Source organism: Streptomyces sp. NBC_00466 (genome assembly GCF_041433995.1).
Taxonomy (GTDB): domain Bacteria; phylum Actinomycetota; class Actinomycetes; order Streptomycetales; family Streptomycetaceae; genus Streptomyces.
The window spans coordinates 2,186,004-2,201,112 of the sequence record NZ_CP107896.1 but is presented as its reverse complement, the minus strand read 5'-3'; the positions used below and the strand labels follow the sequence as shown (position 1 = coordinate 2,201,112).

Genomic DNA, 15,109 nt, shown 5'->3' with positions numbered 1-15,109 from the left:
GGGCTAAAGTGCCCAGATGACGAGCCAGACCATGCAATCGCCCACCACGGACCAGATCGCCCGAGCTCCGAAGGTGCTCCTCCACGATCACCTCGACGGGGGCCTGCGCCCCGGCACGATCATCGAGCTCGCCCACGCGACCGGGTACACGGCTCTCCCCGAGACGGACGCCGACAAGCTCGGCGTCTGGTTCCGCGAAGCCGCCGACTCCGGTTCGCTGGAACGCTATCTGGAGACCTTCGCGCACACCTGCGCCGTCATGCAGACCCGCGAGGCACTGGTGCGCGTCGCCGCCGAGTGCGCCGAGGACCTCGCCAAGGACGGCGTCGTGTACGCCGAGATCCGGTACGCCCCCGAGCAGCACCTGGAGGGCGGTCTCACCCTTGAAGGGGTCGTGGAGGCCGTGAACGAGGGGTTCCGCGAGGGCGAGCGGCTGGCCAGGGAGAACGGCAACCGGATCCGGGTCGGTGCCCTGCTCACCGCGATGCGGCACGCGGCCCGGGCCCTGGAGATCGCCGAACTCGCCAACCGCTACCGGGATCTGGGCGTCGTCGGCTTCGACATCGCGGGCGCCGAGGCCGGCTTCCCTCCCACTCGCCACCTGGACGCGTTCGAGTACCTGAAGCGGGAGAACAACCACTTCACCATCCACGCGGGTGAGGCATTCGGCCTGCCGTCGATCTGGCAGGCACTCCAGTGGTGCGGCGCGGACCGGCTCGGGCACGGGGTGCGGATCATCGACGACATCGAGGTCGCCGACGACGGCACCGTGAAGCTGGGGCGGCTCGCCTCGTACGTACGGGACAAGCGGATCCCGCTGGAGATGTGCCCCACGTCGAACCTGCAGACCGGCGCAGCCGACTCGTACGACCGGCACCCCATCGGCCTGCTGCGGAGGCTGCACTTCCGGACCACCGTCAACACGGACAACCGCTTGATGTCGGGCACCACCATGACCCGTGAATTCGAGCACCTGGTCGACGCGTTCGGCTACACGCTCGACGACATGCAGTGGTTCACAGTCAATGCGATGAAATCCGCATTCATTCCTTTCGATGAACGCCTTGCCATGATCAACGACGTCATCAAGCCCGGATACGCGGAACTCAAGGCCGAGTGGCTGTTCCGTCAGACCGCTGTGACCAGTGGTTCCGCGTCCGGGGCGCGCTGACCATACCGTCGAACGGGCGGCCGGGAGCGGCTTTTCCGGCCGCTTCGCCGCGTTTGCGGGGGACGGGCCGGGCTGGCTACCTTGCGTAGCCGCTCAATTCCCCTCCCTTCCCTCGCAAGGACGTTTTCCTCATGAAGCAGTCTGCTGCCAAGACCCTTGGTGCCGCCGTTCTCGGTGCCGCTTTCGCCGCGGCCGCCGCCGGTTCCGCCTCCGCGGCCATCGTGCCGGTCACGCCGGACGTGACGGGCACGCTGGGTACGGTCACCAGCACGCTCCCGCTGGACAAGGTCACGTCGAAGATTCCGGCCGGCAAGGGGAACTCCGTGCAGTCCGGGCAGCACGCGGTCGGCGGTGCGAAGCGGGCGCTCCAGGGCGGCAGCGGGGCCCAGGGCAACAAGGGCCTCCTCGGCGGCCTGCCGACCGGGACCGTGACGGACGCCGTGAGCAGCATCGGCCACTGACCGCCGGGCCGGCCTCCGGCACAGCCGAGGACGGGGCGCGCACCCATCCCCAGGGTGTGCGCCCCGTCGGTCGTGTACGGGTCCCGTTCTGTCAGGTCAGGCGGGTTCCGGACTACCAGGCCGCGGACGGCGACTTCTCGCCGGGCAGCAGGATCCACAGCGCCAGATACAGCAGGAACTGCGGCCCCGGCAGCAGACAGGAGACGACGAAGATCACGCGCATGGTGGTCGCGGATGTGCCGAAGCGCCGAGCCAGCGCCGCGCACACTCCGCCGAGGACACGGCCTTCACGGGGGCGGGCAAGTGCGGCAGACATGTGGGGCTCCTTCGCGAAGCGTTACGGGAGCGGCTCCGTCGCGCTCCCTGTACATCCATCATGACGCGCGGTGGCGGACCGGAGCATCGCTCTACGGGGCGATCCCGACCCTGGGAATCGTCGGGGTAACTCCCTGAGGGGCCTCGTCCGGAAGAACGGCGGCCCGTTCCGGGCGCTCCGTCCGCCCGCGCCGCAGCCGGCACCGGACGGCGGGCACCACGAGTACGTGCGCCACCGCGACCCCCACCGTGTTGAGCAGCAGCGAGTCCACATCGACCACCTGGCCCGGCACTCCGGTCTGCAGCAGCTCGATGGCCAGCGAGATCAGCGCGCCCGCCGCGACCGTACGGGCCAGCGACGCCCAGGGCGACACCCGCAGCCGGCCGCCGGCCAGCGGCAGCAGCACCCCCAGCGGGGCGAGCAGCAGCAGTGCCTCGCCGATCCTGCGGGTCGCCTCCAGGGCACCCAGGGCCAGATCCGCTCTGATGCCGGCGAGCGGCGTGAAGTTCGAAGCGGTCACCCACATCACGTCCAGCGGGCGCAGGGTCAGCCAGCCGACAATCAGGAGATGCGCGGCGAGGAGGACGACCCCCACGACACGAAAACGGATGACGGAACGACCGCCCGTACCTTGACGCACACCCCACAAGACGCGGCTACCGGCGGGATCGGTTCCGCTGACTTTGTCACCGTGCCGTCACCGAATCCCCACGGGGTTCCCACCTGTCCGGGAGGAAGCAATGGCAACGCGGCACTACCGCCGTACGTCGCCCAGCTCCGGGGCGGCGTCCGGCCGGGTCTTCAGCTGCGGGGTGCAGGCGTACGCACGCGGCGGATCCCCGCCCGGGCCGCCGAGCACCACCGAGCCGTCCGTCTCCGCCGCCGCGCTCTCCGCGTACGTACAGACGATCTGGGCCAGCGCGTTGGCGGGCAGGTCCGCCGGGTCGCGGCTCAGCCGCAGCGCACCCGCGGGGTCGCTCCTGCGTCCCTGGCTCACGGAGAGGGACTCCTGCACGTCCGTGCTGAACCCGGCCTCCTTCTCGGACACACTGGGCTTCTCGCGCAGCTCGTCGAGGAGCTTCTCCGCGACCCGCAGACCGTCCGAGAGGGTGCGGCCCTCCGCTATCTGCACCGTGCGGTCGACGGGGACCAGCCGGCTGCCGCAGACCAGGTAGACCCGGACCGGGATGCCCTGGGGCGCGGGGGACCCGCCACCGTCCGCGGGGAGGTCGCACGGCACCCGCGACGGCGCGGCGCCGGCGTCCACCGGGACGGAGGTGTCCCGGATACCGCACCCGGCCGTCAGCGCGCACAGCGCGGCCAGGCCCATCAGTATCGGTGCGCGTTTCGGTCGTGCGGCCCTCATGCGCCGCCGCCTTCCTGGGCGTCGCGGTCAGGATCAACAGGCTCGCGCGGCAGCCGCAGTTCGAAGACCGCGCCGCCGTCCGCCGAGTTCGACGCGGTGATGTCGCCGCCGTGGATGTGCGCGTTCTCCATCGCGATGGAGAGGCCGAGCCCGCTGCCCTCGGAACGGGGCCGGGACGCGCTCGCCTTGTAGAAGCGGTCGAAGACGTGCGGGAGCACGTCCTCGGGGATGCCGGGGCCGTGGTCCTGCACCGCGATGACCAGTTCCTCGCCGTCGATCCGTACGGCGACCCGGACCGGCGAACCGCCGTGCTTCAGCGCGTTCCCGATCAGGTTCGCCAGGATCACGTCGAGACGGCGCGGGTCGAGGCGCACCATGATGCCGCGGTCCGCGTCCAGTTCCACCGCGTCGAGCCAGGCGCGCGCGTCGATGCACGCGGTGATCTGGTCGGCGATGTCCACGTCGTCGAGCACCAGCCGGGCCGTTCCCGCGTCGAAGCGGGTGACCTCCATCAGATTCTCCACCAGGGTGTTCAGTCGGCGGGTCTCGCTCACCACCAGCTCCACGGCGGGCGCGATCATCGGATCGAGGCTGTCCGCCTCCTCCTCCAGGACCTCCGAGACCGCGGTGATCGCGGTCAGCGGCGTCCGCAGCTCGTGCGACATGTCGGCGACGAAGCGGCGGCTGGCCTCCTCCCGCTCGCTCATGTTGCTGACCTTCTCCTCCAGGGCCGCGGCCGTCTTGTTGAACGTCCTGGACAGCTCGGCCAGCTCGTCAGTGCCCGAGACCCTGAGCCGGGTGTCGAGCTTGCCCTCGCCGAGCCGCCGCGCCGCTTCGCCGAGCCGCTGCACGGGCCGGAGCACCGTCGTCGCCGCGGCCTGGGCGAGCAGCGCCGAGCCGATCAGGGCCAGCGCGGTGGCGATGGCCAGCGACCAGGCGAGGGAGCTGAGGTCCTGCCGCTCCTGGTCGAGCGAGGTGAGCATGTAGCCGGTGGGCCCGCCCCCGATGATCCTCGCGCCGCTCACCAGGTACGGCGTCCCGCGCAGCGTGACGCGCTGCCAGAAGAGGTGGTACGTGGAGTGCTCGTCCGAGCCCACCTTCTGCTTTCCGGCCACCGCTTCCTGCAGCTGGTGCGGCACATCGGCGAGCGTGAAGGTGTCCAGGTCGGAGTAGCCGATGACGGGCTTGCCCTTGGCCCGCTCGCCGACCAGCAGCACGCTGTAACCGGGGTTGCTGGAGCCGGCCATCCGTACCGCCGCGCTCTGCAGCTCGTTCTGCGTCGGCCGCAGCGGCAGCGAGGCGGCATGGTTCTGCATCTCCTGCCGGAAGTCCTTGAGCGCGGAGTCCTGGGTACGGGTCAGCACCGCCTCGCGGTTGAGCCAGTACGCGATGCCGGAGGCGGAGACGGCGGCGGTGAGCGCGACCAGGGCGAAGACGACGACGAGGCGCAGGCGCAGGCTCGTGAGGCGCAGCCCGTGGAAGAACGGACGAGTCACTGAGGCGTGTCCAGCCGGTAGCCGACGCCGCGGACCGTACGGATCAGGGTCGGCGAGGACGGCACGTCCTCCACCTTCGCGCGCAGCCGCTGCACACAGGCGTCGACCAGCCGTGAGTCGCCGAGGTAGTCGTGCTCCCAGACCAGCCGCAGCAGCTGCTGGCGGGAGAGCGCCTGCCCGGGCCTGCGGCTCAGTTCGAGCAGCAGACGGAGCTCGGTCGGGGTGAGCTGGAGGTCTTCGCCGTTCTTCGTCACGGTCATCGCCGAACGGTCGATGACGAGACCGCCGAAGGCGGCGGAGTCGGTGGACTCGCGCTCCCCGCGGCGCAGTACGGCACGGATACGGGCGTCGAGCACCCGCCCCTGCACCGGCTTGACCACATAGTCGTCGGCGCCGGATTCGAGGCCGACCACCACATCGATGTCGTCGTTGCGCGCGGTCAGCAGGATGATCGGCAGTTGGTCGGTGCGTCTGATCCGCCGGCACACCTCGAAACCATCGATTCCGGGCAGCATCACATCCAGCACGATCAGATCGGGCCGCTGTTCGCGCAGCAGCTGGAGACCGTCCTCGCCGGTGGCGGCTGTGGCCACCCGGTGCCCCTGGCGTGACAGAGACAGCTCAAGAGCCGTACGGATGGCGTCGTCGTCCTCAATCAGCAACAGGAAAGGCACGAGGGCCATTCTGGCCCATGGGACAGGGGAGTTCGACCTCTGGCAGTGGTTACGTGGCTGCCGTGACTCTGTGTGGAGGGCTCTGTCACCGCGTGGCAGACATTCGGGCGCTGGTCCCGGGGGCACAGCCCCGGAACCCGCCGAGAGCCCGCCTCCGGCGCCCCGCAGGCCCCGATATGCCGCCTCTGTCACCTCTGCTGTCACGCACGTCACCTCACGCCCCATCCCTTGTGACGCGCCTGTGACAGTCGACAGACACCCTTATGAAACTGCGGAGGCAAGCTCTTCATCAACAGACCGAAGCACGACTCCACGGCGGGGGGCGCGAGATGAACACACTGCACAGCATCAACTCCGGCGCAGTAATCACGCGGCTCCACGACGTGGTGACCGCACGCAACACCGAGAAGTCCGGTGCCGCGGGAGGGCGGGGGTGCTCTCGTGGCACCGGGCGTCAGTACCCGGCGTACATGACGGTGGTTGACGCACCCGCGGCGGTCACCAAGGCGGCCGTGCCGAGCCAGGCGGCGGCGCCCGGGGAGACCACCGGGGAGCGGTCCTCCGCTTCGGAGGCGGAATTCACCGCCTACGTACAGGAGCGCCGCGCCTCCCTGTACGCCACCGCCTACCACCTGACCGGCGACCGTTTCGAGGCCGAGGACCTGCTCCAGAGCGCGCTCTTCTCGACGTACCGCGCCTGGGACCGGATCAGCGACAAGGCGGCTGTCGGCGGGTATCTGCGCCGCACCATGACCAACCTGCACATCAGCGCCTGGCGCAGGCGCAAGCTCAACGAGTACCCGACCGAGCAGCTCCCGGAGACGGTGGGCGACACGGACGCGATGCGCGGCACCGAGCTGCGCGCGGTGCTCTGGCAGGCGCTGGCCCGGCTGCCCGAGACGCAGCGCACGATGCTGGTGCTGCGGTACTACGAGGGCCGTACGGATCCCGAGATCGCGGAGATTCTCGACATCAGTGTCGGCACGGTGAAGTCCAGCATCTGGCGCTCCCTGCGCCGGCTGCGTGAGGACAACGTCCTCAGCTTCGGCCGTGACGAGCAGGAGTCCTTCGGCGCACTCGTCGCCTGAGGGATCGGGGGAGGGCCGCTGTCCCGGGGGGAGACGGCGGGCGTTATGGGGGCGGGGCCACGGGGGCCCGGGGGAGCACGGGGGAAACGGAAGAGGGCTGGACGGGCCGGGGGGGCCTGTCCGGCCCTCTTCCCATGTCCGGTCCGCGCCTCGTCCGGCGGCCGGTCTGCGCGTGGCCTACGTCCGGTCTGCGCGTGGTCTGCGCGTGGTCCGTGCGAGGCCTACATCCGGTCGAGAAGCCGCTTGATGAAGAGAGCGGCGTCCTGCGGCGGGTCCGCCACGGTGACCAGGCGGTCCATGATCAGCGAGTACTGGTCGATCTCCTCCTGCTTGTCGAGGTAGACCGCGCCGGTCAGCTGCTCCAGGTAGACCTTGTCCGGCAGATCCGGTTCGTCGAACCGCAGGATGGTGATGGGGGTGCCCGCCGCCGCCATCGCGCCCACGCTGAACGGGGCGATCTGCAGGGTGACATTGGGCAGTTCGGCCACCTTGAGGAGATATTCGAGCTGTCCGCGCATCACATCGGGCCCGCCGAACGGGCGGCGCAGGACGGCTTCGTCCACGACCGTCCACAGCGTCGGCGCCTCCGTCCTGGTGAGCAGCTTCTGCCGCTCCATGCGGAGGTCGACCAGGCGGTTCACCTTGGACTCGGGAGCGCTCGGGTAGCCGAGGCGCGTGATGACCCGGGCGTATTCGGGTGTCTGGAGCAGGCCGGGGAGGAACTGGACCTCGTAGGTGCGGATGAGGGACGCGGCCTCCTCCAGGCCGACATGCAGCTCGAACCAGTTCTCCAGCACGTCGTTGTACCGGTGCCACCACCCCGGCAGGTTGGCCTGCCGGGTCATCTCCAGGTAGTCGGCCCGGGATTCCTCGTCCAGTACGCGGTACAGGGTCAGCAGGTCGACGACATCGCGCTGTTTGAATCCGACCTGGCCGCGTTCGAGCCGGGTGATCTTGGCGTCCGACGCCCGGATCGCTCTGCCCGCGTCCACGCGCGAGACGCCGCGGTCCTGCCGGAGCCGGCGCAGCCGTGCCCCCAGCAGGATGCGCAGGGCGGTCGGACCGGTGTGCTGGTGGTCCAGGTACCGCCTTATAGAAAGCTGTTCACTGCTCGGCCGCTGTATGGCGGTCATGCCAACTCCCGTAAGGCGACTGGACGGACACGAAGAGTGCCAGTCTCCCATCCGCCCCCGGGGCGCGTACAGCAGGATGGTGTCCGCCGCTACCGAAGGCCTCAGGTGGACAGTGCGTCGAACTCGCCGTCCTTGGCCCCGGCGATGAAAGCGGCGATCTCCGCACGCGTGTAGACCAGCGCGGGGCCCTGCGGATGACGGGAGTTGCGCATCGCGACGCTGCCGTCGGGGAGCGCGGCGACCTCCACGCAGTTGCCTCCGGGGGCGCTGTGCTGACTCTTCTTCCAAAGTGCGTTGTCGATCAAGTCAGATCGTGTTCCGTTCGCAATCTGTCGCATATTGATCACTCCTCGTCGTGGTGCGCACGTCTGACCAGGCATCATGCAGATGCAATTGCAGCTGCACTTGCCGTGGCAATTGCGTCAGCCGGAACTGTAATTGCAGATGCAGTTGCGGCACCATCCCTCGGAGGGGGATAGTGGCTGCCGATCAACCCGCTCGTGACGTCTGGCTGCTGCTCCTCGGAGATCGCGATGACATCCCGCTCGACCGGACCGACTGGCGCCTTACCCGGTCCTACCGTCCACCGCCTGCTGGGCCGTGCGCTGTGCGACGCGTTCCGGCACGAGGAGACAGACGCCGAGTCCGTCCGCTTCACGGCCTGCGCGCTGCCGGCCGGGGGTCAGGCCGTCGGCGAGGGCCGCCGGTTCACCGGATCCCTGCTGCACGCCTGGGCGTTGAGTCCGCTCGTCGACAACGCGGCGCTGATCGTCTCCGAACTCCTCAGCAACGCCCTGCGGTACGGACTCGGGGCCCTTCCCGCCTGGTCCGCGCCCGGTCAGGCGGTCTGGCTGGGGATGCTGCGCAGGCGCGGGACCGTGCTGTTCGCGGTCTGCGACCCCAGCACCGCCGTCCCGCGGATCAAGGAACCGGACTTCCTGGCCCAGTCGGGCCGAGGGCTGCACATCATCGACTGCCTCAGTGAGACCTGGGGCTGGACCACTCCCGACAACGACGGGAAGGCGGTCTGGGCCGCGGTCTCGTGTCCTGCCGGGTCCGGCATCGACCCCTCACCGGCCGGTCAGCGGGCGGTCGGCCGGTGCCCGGTGCCCGCCGTCGGGCCGGTCGGCGTGCATCGAACGGCGTAGGTGGGGCCAGGAGTTGACTCATCGTTGCCGGGGCTGTTGAGTCCGCAGTTCGAACGGCCGTAACCCGATGGGTGGTACGCCGGAGTGCGGCCGGTGGGGCGGGCGCTCAGACCGGCCGGGCCGACCTGGCCGGCCGGACGGGTCCCGGGGATCCGGCCGGCGCACCGGCCGCCGCCAGGCGGACCAGTGCCTCCTGCTTGTCGCACGGGTGCGCCCCCAGCCCCGACTGCCGTGCCACGATGCCCCGTTCGGCCCGCATCAGCCGCCACCCCCGCCGCAGCAGGAACGGCACCGACTTCCGCCCCTCGCGCAGATCCCGCATCAGCCGTCGCCGGAACGTCGTGGAAGGCCGCCCGCGCAGACAGAGCGCGTCCGCCAGTACGCCCGCCTCCTCGCACCGACGCACGATGTCCGCCGCGAAGATGCCCTCCGCGATGAACAAGGGTGCCGGGCCGATGTCGAGGGCCTCGCGGTCGACGCGGGCGCTGGCGGAGATGTCGTACACGGGCACGGTCGTACGTCCCGTCCGGCACAGCTCCTGGATCGCGGCGACCGCCGCGTCCGCGTCCCACGACAGCGGTGAGTCCCAGTCGATGTCCGGGCTGCCGGGGACCTGCGGCAGCGTCGGGTCGCCGGCCTCCTTGTAGAAGTCGTCCAGGCGCAGCACGGGCAGGCGCGAACGCGCCGCGAGGGACGACTTGCCGGATCCGGAGGGGCCCGCGAGCAGTACGACGCGGGTCGGCGGTATGGACTGGGAGGAACTCACGGAAGAACATTCTCCCGCATCCAGCGGCCGGGGCTACTCCCAGGAGTGAGGTTGCTGCGGTCCTGCTGCGGTCTTTGGCTCGGAGGCCGCACAGCAACTACTCTTTGTGCTCATCTGCTTACTCTGCGAGTCAGGAATCCCATGGCATCACATGCAGCGCCCTCACCCCGGCGGAACGCCCTGCTCCGTGTCGGCCTCACCATCACCGTGGCCGGTGCGGCACTCGGTATGGGCGGTGCGGCCGCTCAGGCGGCCACGCCCGCGGCCACCGGCTCGGGCGGCCCCACCGCGGTCCTCGGCCGCCTCGGCCCGTCGCCGGTCCGGGTCCTGACCGGTGCGGTCGGTTACGCCACCGCGCCGGTGGCGAGCCTCCAGCTCGACCCGCTGGCCAAGACCGGGGTCGACCCGCTCGACAACGCCGTCGGCACCCAGGTCGCCGACTTCAAGCCCGTCTCGACGGCCCTGCTCACCTCCCCGCTGACCAGCGGCGGTGCGCTCAAGGACCTGCTGCCCGGCCGCTGAACCCGGCCGCACCTGCGCAGAGGCCCCCGCAGCCGCTGAACCCGGACGTTCAGCGGCTGCGGGGGCCTTCCGGCACTACCGGCTCAGTACGACGAGCCCGACACGCCCAGGGCGCCCGTCGGGTGCCAGACCGTCTTCGTCTCCAGGAACGCCGTCAGCCGTTCCGTGCCGGGCGTGGCCGCGAAATCCACAGCCTGTGGACGCAGTACCCGCTTGAGGTTGTCAGCGGCGGCGATCTCCAGGTCGCGTGCCAGGTCGGCGTCCGCCCCCGTCAGGTCGATGGCGTTGACGTCCTGGTGCGCGGCGAGCGGCGCGGCGATCTCAGCCGTCTTCCCGGACAGCACATTGACCACACCGCCAGGGAGGTCCGACGTCGCCAGCACTTCGCCCAGTGAGAGCGCGGGCAGCGGGGACTCGGCGGAGGCGATGACGACCGCCGTGTTCCCGGTCGCGATGACCGGGGCGACGACCGACACCAGACCCAGGAACGACGAGTCCTGCGGGGCGAGGACCGCGACCACTCCGGTCGGCTCCGGGGTCGAGAGGTTGAAGAACGGGCCCGCGACCGGATTCGCCCCGCCCACGATCTGACCGATCTTGTCGGTCCAGCCCGCGTACCAGACCCAGCGGTCGACCGCCGCGTCCACCACGGCTCCGGCCTTCGCCTTGGAGATGCCGTCGGCGTCCGCCACTTCGCGTACGAACTGGTCCCGGCGGCCCTCCAGCATCTCGGCCACGCGGTAGAGGACCTGGCCCCTGTTGTACGCGGTCGCGCCCGACCAGCCGCCGAACGCCTTGCGCGCGGCGACGACCGCGTCCCGCGCGTCCTTGCGGGAGGACTGCGGGGCGTTGGCCAGCCAGTTGCCCTTGGAGTCGGTCACCTCGTACACGCGCCCGCTTTCGGAGCGGGGGAACTTGCCCCCGACGTACAGCTTGTAGGTCTTGAAGACGCTCAGCCGGTTCTGCTGCTCGGTGCTCATCAGCGCTTGCCCTCCGGGCTCGACGGGGCGAGGTACGCCTCCAGGCCGTGCCTGCCGCCCTCGCGGCCGTAGCCCGACTCCTTGTAGCCGCCGAAGGGCGAGGTCGGGTCCAGCTTGTTGAACGTGTTGGCCCACACCACACCGGCCCGGAGCTTGTTCGCGACCGCGAGGATGCGCGAGCCCTTCTCCGTCCAGATGCCGGCGGACAGGCCGTACTGCGTGTTGTTGGCCTTGGCGACGGCCTCGTCGGGCGTACGGAACGACAGCACCGAGAGCACCGGGCCGAAGATCTCGTCGCGCGCGACGGTGTGTGCCTGGGTGACGCCGGTGAAGAGCGTCGGCGCGAACCAGTAGCCGGACGTGGGGAGTTCGCACGCGGGCGACCAGCGCTCGGCGCCCTCCGCCTCGCCCGTGTCCGCGAGCTTCTGGATACGCGCGAGCTGCTCGGCCGAGTTGATCGCGCCGATGTCGGTGTTCTTGTCGAGCGGGTCGCCCAGGCGCAGCGTGGAGAGCCGCCGCTTCAGCGCGTCCAGCACCTCGTCCTGCACCGACTCCTGGACCAGCAGCCGCGAACCCGCGCAGCAGACCTGGCCCTGGTTGAAGAAGATGCCGGTGACGATGCCCTCGACGGCCTGGTCGATGGGCGCGTCGTCGAAGACGATGTTGGCGCCCTTGCCGCCCAGTTCCAGGGTGACCTTCTTCTCCGTACCCGCGACGGAGCGGGCGATGGCCTTGCCGACGGCGGTGGAACCGGTGAAGGCCACCTTGTCGACGTCCGGGTGCCCGACCAGCGCGGCGCCCGCGTCCCCGTACCCGGGAAGGATGTTGACGACGCCCCTGGGCAGACCCGCCTGACGGCAGATGTCCGCGAAGAAGAGCGCGCTCAGCGGGGTGGTCTCGGCCGGTTTGAGCACCACGGTGTTACCGGTGGCGAGGGCCGGGGCGATCTTCCAGGCGAGCATCAGCAGCGGGAAGTTCCACGGGATGACCTGGCCAGCGACGCCCAGCGGCCGGGGGTTCGGTCCGAACCCGGCGTGGTCGAGCTTGTCGGCCCAGCCCGCGTAGTAGAAGAAGTGCGCGGCGACCAGCGGCAGGTCCGCGTCACGGGTCTCCTTGATCGGCTTGCCGTTGTCCAGGGTCTCCAGGACGGCCAGCTCACGCGAGCGCTCCTGGATGATCCGGGCGATACGGAAGAGGTACTTGGCGCGCTCGGACCCGGGCAGCGCCGACCACTTCGTGAAGGCCTTGCGGGCGGCCTGCACGGCGCGGTCCACATCGGCGGTGCCCGCGCGGGCGACCTCCGAGAGGACCTCCTCGGTGGAGGGGCTGACGGTCTTGAAGACCTTGCCGTCGGCGGCCTCGGTGAACTCGCCGTCGATGAAGAGCCCGTAGGACGGGGCGATGTCGACGACCGAACGCGACTCGGGGGCCGGCGCGTACTCGAATGCGGATGAAAGTGCCATGGTGATCAGTCCACCGTCACGTAGTCGGGACCGGAGTAGCGGCCGGTGCTGAGCTTCTGCCGCTGCATCAGCAGGTCGTTCAGCAGGCTGGAGGCGCCGAAGCGGAACCAGTGGCTGTCCAGCCAGTCGGCTCCCGCGGTCTCGTTGACCAGCACCAGGAACTTGATCGCGTCCTTGGTGGAGCGGATCCCGCCGGCGGGCTTCACGCCGACCTGGACGCCGGTCTGTGCGCGGAAGTCGCGGACCGCCTCCAGCATCAGCAGGGTGTTGGCGGGGGTGGCGTTGACCGCGACCTTGCCGGTCGACGTCTTGATGAAGTCCGCGCCCGCCATCATGCCGATCCAGGAGGCGCGGCGGATGTTGTCGTACGTCGACAGCTCGCCGGTCTCGAAGATCACCTTCAGCCGGGCGTCCGTGCCCCCGGGCCGTACGCACTCGGCCTTGACGGCCTGGATCTCCTCGAACACCGAGAGGTAGCGGCCGGAGAGGAACGCGCCCCGGTCGATCACCATGTCGATCTCGTCGGCCCCCGCCGCGACGGCGTCCCGCACATCGGCGAGCTTCACCGGCAGCGCGGCCCGGCCCGCCGGGAAGGCGGTGGCGACGGACGCGACCTTCACGTCCGCGCCGTTCAGCGCGGCCTTCGCGGTGGCGGCCATGTCCGGGTAGACACAGACGGCGGCCGTCATCGGGGTCGTGCGGTCGGTCGGGTCGGGGTGGACGGCCTTGGCGGCGAGCGCCCGGACCTTGCCCGGGGTGTCGGCGCCTTCGAGCGTGGTCAGGTCGATCATCGAGATGGCCAGGTCGATGGCGTACGCCTTCGCCGTGGTCTTGATCGAACGGGTGCCGAGGGCGGCGGCGCGGGCTTCCAGGCCCACGGCGTCGACGCCGGGCAGACCGTGCAGGAAGCGGCGCAGCGCGCTGTCGGATGCGGTCACGTCGGCGAGGCCGCCGGCGGAGGGAGCGTCTCCCGGGCGGGAGGCGGGTCCTTCGCTGGGGGCGCCGGGGGAGGGGGCGGTGGTGGGCATGGTCACCAGATGAGCATATCTACGCGCGTAGCGACCTGTACAGGGGGACGGTGATCCTCCTGGTGGGAGTGGGGTGGCGGGGGCCCTCCGCTGTGCCGTGCGGTACGGCGGGTGGCCCCAGTCGTGCCGTGCGGCACCCGCGGTCAGGCGTCGTCACCTTCGTAGGCGGTCAGTGCGGCCTGGCGCATCACGAACAGGCTGCGGAGGGATTCTTGATCCACGTGCTCCTGCGTCAACGCGACCGTGGCCTCGCCCTCCAGAGCGGCCCACGCCTTCCGGGCGCGTTTGTGGCCCATTCGTCTCATGTCGCTGCGCAGGAACCCGGCCCCTGCCGACAGCCCCGCAGCGGTCAGGGCCAGCAGCGCCGCAGGGGTGCGCGCATCCGACGTGGCCAGACCCGCCGCGCCGGACACCGCGGCGAGCAGGGCCGCGGGGAAGCCCAGGACGATATCGGCGACCGCCCAGAACGCGGCCCGCCGGTTGGCGAGAGTCGTCTTCCGGTGTGCTTCGTCGCGCAACCGCTCGGTCTCGGCGAGCAGGCGACCCGCCGGGCCACCGGACAGGTCACTGGACGAGGCCGTACCGGTCTCCTCACGAACATCGGTCATGGCCCAGATTCCAGCACAAGTGGAGCTGATCCGGCCCGACTTGGGGACACCCCGGTTTCAGGCTCCGGGAATCAGCCGGTTCAGCCCACGGCGAGGAGCACGCCGAGCAGGACGGCGCCCGCCACAGCCGGGGCCATGATCTCGTAGGCCCAGCGGACCTCGGGGGTGCCCTGCGCCGTCGGCCGGTCGCTGCCGCGCTCCGAGAGCTCGCGCAGCTCGATGACCGACTGGTCGGAGGGCGCGCGGCCCTGATCGGCGTCCGCGCCCTGGGCGAACGGATTGCGGTTCTGGCGCTGCCCGGCACCGGGCGCGGCGGCCCGCATCTGCTGGATGTTGGCCCGCTTGCGGCGGCGCAGCGACACGGGCACGGCCCAGAGCTGGTACTTGTTGCCGCCCGCGAACGCCTCGGTGGAGTACGCGGCGCGGATGTCGTCGACGCATGCCCAGGGAAGCGTGATCGAACGGAAGGGGTTACGGATCCTGAGCCGGTCGTCGTTGGCGTACACGGCGGGCCGCAGGGTGAAGGCGACCACCAGCGGAATCACGAAGAGCAGCCCCGCGAGGGCCAGCCAGGGGGTGTTCCCGTGGCCGCTGACGAGGGCGTCGATGCCCAGCCAGAGAGCGAGGGCGAGCAGCAGCACGCCACCCGCGAGCCCGGCGAGTGACCGGTAGACCCGGTCGGCGTAGACCGGGTCGGGGGGCTTCGGCGTGGAGTGCTCAGGGGTCATACACCCGATTCTGCCTGACGGGCCGGGCGGGGGCGGCACGGCGGTCGGTGCGGCTGGAGGTGACAGCTCTCCCGGGGCTCGCCACGATGGTGGGGGCGCCGGTCCCGTACCTGCCTGGCGGCACGCCTCAGCGATCTCGGCGATCTCAGGGATCTCAGCGA

At 70.5% G+C, this 15,109-nt stretch carries 18 protein-coding genes; 5 read left to right on the top strand and 13 right to left on the bottom strand.

Going from position 1 to position 15,109, the window contains the following annotated elements:
• Nucleotides 1–16: 16 nt before the first annotated feature.
• Together OG210_RS09620 and OG210_RS09615 are read left to right on the top strand one after the other, a co-directional pair.
• Nucleotides 17–1,171 (top strand): adenosine deaminase, encoded by a 1,155-nt coding sequence (locus tag OG210_RS09620; RefSeq protein ID WP_371535790.1) that lies wholly within the window; start codon nt 17–19, stop codon nt 1,169–1,171.
• Between the two features lie 131 nt (nt 1,172–1,302).
• Entirely contained in the window at nt 1,303–1,632 is a 330-nt protein-coding gene (locus OG210_RS09615; protein ID WP_328330502.1) for an ATP-binding protein, read from the top strand.
• Nucleotides 1,633–1,744: 112 nt separating this feature from the next.
• Here the strand turns inward: OG210_RS09615 and OG210_RS09610 are convergent, their stop codons facing one another.
• The 5 genes from OG210_RS09610 to afsQ1 form a co-directional block, all read right to left on the bottom strand.
• Nucleotides 1,745–1,948, bottom strand: coding sequence for a PspC domain-containing protein (locus OG210_RS09610; protein WP_328330504.1), 204 nt, complete (start codon nt 1,946–1,948; stop codon nt 1,745–1,747).
• A 91-nt stretch (nt 1,949–2,039) separates the two neighbouring features.
• A complete protein-coding gene (locus OG210_RS09605) occupies nt 2,040–2,588 on the bottom strand; it encodes a VanZ family protein (RefSeq protein ID WP_328330506.1) in 549 nt (182 codons plus the stop codon).
• 114 nt (nt 2,589–2,702) lie between these two features.
• Nucleotides 2,703–3,314 (bottom strand): hypothetical protein, encoded by a 612-nt coding sequence (locus OG210_RS09600; protein ID WP_328330508.1) that lies wholly within the window; start codon nt 3,312–3,314, stop codon nt 2,703–2,705.
• Nucleotides 3,311–4,810 (bottom strand): HAMP domain-containing sensor histidine kinase, encoded by a 1,500-nt coding sequence (locus OG210_RS09595; protein ID WP_328330510.1) that lies wholly within the window; start codon nt 4,808–4,810, stop codon nt 3,311–3,313. Before OG210_RS09595 ends, OG210_RS09600 begins: the two co-directional genes overlap by 4 nt.
• Nucleotides 4,807–5,484 carry a two-component system response regulator AfsQ1 gene (afsQ1, locus tag OG210_RS09590; protein WP_328330512.1) on the bottom strand — a complete coding sequence of 226 codons (678 nt, stop codon included), beginning with the start codon at nt 5,482–5,484 and terminating at the stop codon, nt 4,807–4,809. Before afsQ1 ends, OG210_RS09595 begins: the two co-directional genes overlap by 4 nt.
• Nucleotides 5,485–5,813: 329 nt before the next feature.
• Here afsQ1 and OG210_RS09585 point away from each other — a divergent pair, with 329 nt between their 5' ends.
• Complete coding sequence (locus OG210_RS09585) at nt 5,814–6,572, top strand: SigE family RNA polymerase sigma factor (RefSeq protein WP_328330514.1); 759 nt, start codon at nt 5,814–5,816, stop codon at nt 6,570–6,572.
• 221 nt (nt 6,573–6,793) lie between these two features.
• On the opposite strand, the gene OG210_RS09580 is transcribed toward OG210_RS09585, so the two are convergent.
• Together OG210_RS09580 and OG210_RS09575 are read right to left on the bottom strand one after the other, a co-directional pair.
• Nucleotides 6,794–7,705 carry a helix-turn-helix transcriptional regulator gene (locus OG210_RS09580; protein ID WP_328330516.1) on the bottom strand — a complete coding sequence of 304 codons (912 nt, stop codon included), beginning with the start codon at nt 7,703–7,705 and terminating at the stop codon, nt 6,794–6,796.
• Nucleotides 7,706–7,806: 101 nt separating this feature from the next.
• Nucleotides 7,807–8,043 (bottom strand): DUF397 domain-containing protein, encoded by a 237-nt coding sequence (locus OG210_RS09575; RefSeq protein WP_327295702.1) that lies wholly within the window; start codon nt 8,041–8,043, stop codon nt 7,807–7,809.
• Nucleotides 8,044–8,238: 195 nt separating this feature from the next.
• Here OG210_RS09575 and OG210_RS09570 point away from each other — a divergent pair, with 195 nt between their 5' ends.
• The gene (locus OG210_RS09570) at nt 8,239–8,853 is read left to right on the top strand and encodes an ATP-binding protein (protein WP_328330518.1); all 615 of its coding nucleotides are present in this window, start codon (nt 8,239–8,241) and stop codon (nt 8,851–8,853) included.
• Between the two features lie 106 nt (nt 8,854–8,959).
• On the opposite strand, the gene OG210_RS09565 is transcribed toward OG210_RS09570, so the two are convergent.
• On the bottom strand, nt 8,960–9,619 hold the full coding sequence (locus tag OG210_RS09565; protein ID WP_371535783.1) for a uridine kinase: 660 nt from the start codon (nt 9,617–9,619) through the stop codon (nt 8,960–8,962).
• A gap of 141 nt (nt 9,620–9,760) precedes the next feature.
• Between OG210_RS09565 and OG210_RS09560 the strand changes: the two genes are divergently transcribed.
• Nucleotides 9,761–10,141 carry a hypothetical protein gene (locus tag OG210_RS09560; protein ID WP_328330520.1) on the top strand — a complete coding sequence of 127 codons (381 nt, stop codon included), beginning with the start codon at nt 9,761–9,763 and terminating at the stop codon, nt 10,139–10,141.
• A gap of 83 nt (nt 10,142–10,224) precedes the next feature.
• Here the strand turns inward: OG210_RS09560 and OG210_RS09555 are convergent, their stop codons facing one another.
• The 5 genes from OG210_RS09555 to OG210_RS09535 all read right to left on the bottom strand — a co-directional run bounded on the left by OG210_RS09555 (nt 10,225) and on the right by OG210_RS09535 (nt 14,948).
• Nucleotides 10,225–11,121, bottom strand: coding sequence for an aldehyde dehydrogenase family protein (locus OG210_RS09555; RefSeq protein ID WP_328330522.1), 897 nt, complete (start codon nt 11,119–11,121; stop codon nt 10,225–10,227).
• Nucleotides 11,121–12,584 (bottom strand): aldehyde dehydrogenase family protein, encoded by a 1,464-nt coding sequence (locus OG210_RS09550; protein ID WP_328330524.1) that lies wholly within the window; start codon nt 12,582–12,584, stop codon nt 11,121–11,123. The genes OG210_RS09555 and OG210_RS09550 overlap by 1 nt, the downstream gene beginning before the upstream one ends.
• Before the next feature lie 5 nt (nt 12,585–12,589).
• The gene (gene deoC, locus OG210_RS09545; RefSeq protein WP_328335585.1) at nt 12,590–13,612 is read right to left on the bottom strand and encodes a deoxyribose-phosphate aldolase; all 1,023 of its coding nucleotides are present in this window, start codon (nt 13,610–13,612) and stop codon (nt 12,590–12,592) included.
• Nucleotides 13,613–13,755: 143 nt separating this feature from the next.
• A complete protein-coding gene (locus OG210_RS09540; protein WP_328330526.1) occupies nt 13,756–14,220 on the bottom strand; it encodes a hypothetical protein in 465 nt (154 codons plus the stop codon).
• Nucleotides 14,221–14,300: 80 nt separating this feature from the next.
• Nucleotides 14,301–14,948, bottom strand: coding sequence for a PH domain-containing protein (locus tag OG210_RS09535; protein WP_328330528.1), 648 nt, complete (start codon nt 14,946–14,948; stop codon nt 14,301–14,303).
• Nucleotides 14,949–15,109 lie beyond the last annotated feature (161 nt).

Excerpts from the sequence above, each read along its gene's own strand:
- OG210_RS09620 (WP_371535790.1), top strand. The coding sequence starts at position 17 with ATGACGAGCCAGACCATGCAATCGCCCACCACGGACCAGATCGCCCGA.
- OG210_RS09615 (WP_328330502.1), top strand. The coding sequence starts at position 1,303 with ATGAAGCAGTCTGCTGCCAAGACCCTTGGTGCCGCCGTTCTCGGTGCC.
- OG210_RS09610 (WP_328330504.1), bottom strand. The coding sequence starts at position 1,948 with ATGTCTGCCGCACTTGCCCGCCCCCGTGAAGGCCGTGTCCTCGGCGGA.
- OG210_RS09600 (WP_328330508.1), bottom strand. The coding sequence starts at position 3,314 with ATGAGGGCCGCACGACCGAAACGCGCACCGATACTGATGGGCCTGGCC.
- OG210_RS09585 (WP_328330514.1), top strand. The coding sequence starts at position 5,814 with ATGAACACACTGCACAGCATCAACTCCGGCGCAGTAATCACGCGGCTC.
- OG210_RS09580 (WP_328330516.1), bottom strand. The coding sequence starts at position 7,705 with ATGACCGCCATACAGCGGCCGAGCAGTGAACAGCTTTCTATAAGGCGG.
- OG210_RS09575 (WP_327295702.1), bottom strand. The coding sequence starts at position 8,043 with ATGCGACAGATTGCGAACGGAACACGATCTGACTTGATCGACAACGCA.
- OG210_RS09570 (WP_328330518.1), top strand. The coding sequence starts at position 8,239 with ATGACATCCCGCTCGACCGGACCGACTGGCGCCTTACCCGGTCCTACC.
- OG210_RS09560 (WP_328330520.1), top strand. The coding sequence starts at position 9,761 with ATGGCATCACATGCAGCGCCCTCACCCCGGCGGAACGCCCTGCTCCGT.
- OG210_RS09555 (WP_328330522.1), bottom strand. The coding sequence starts at position 11,121 with ATGAGCACCGAGCAGCAGAACCGGCTGAGCGTCTTCAAGACCTACAAG.
- OG210_RS09550 (WP_328330524.1), bottom strand. The coding sequence starts at position 12,584 with ATGGCACTTTCATCCGCATTCGAGTACGCGCCGGCCCCCGAGTCGCGT.
- deoC (WP_328335585.1), bottom strand. The coding sequence starts at position 13,612 with ATGCCCACCACCGCCCCCTCCCCCGGCGCCCCCAGCGAAGGACCCGCC.
- OG210_RS09540 (WP_328330526.1), bottom strand. The coding sequence starts at position 14,220 with ATGACCGATGTTCGTGAGGAGACCGGTACGGCCTCGTCCAGTGACCTG.
- OG210_RS09535 (WP_328330528.1), bottom strand. The coding sequence starts at position 14,948 with ATGACCCCTGAGCACTCCACGCCGAAGCCCCCCGACCCGGTCTACGCC.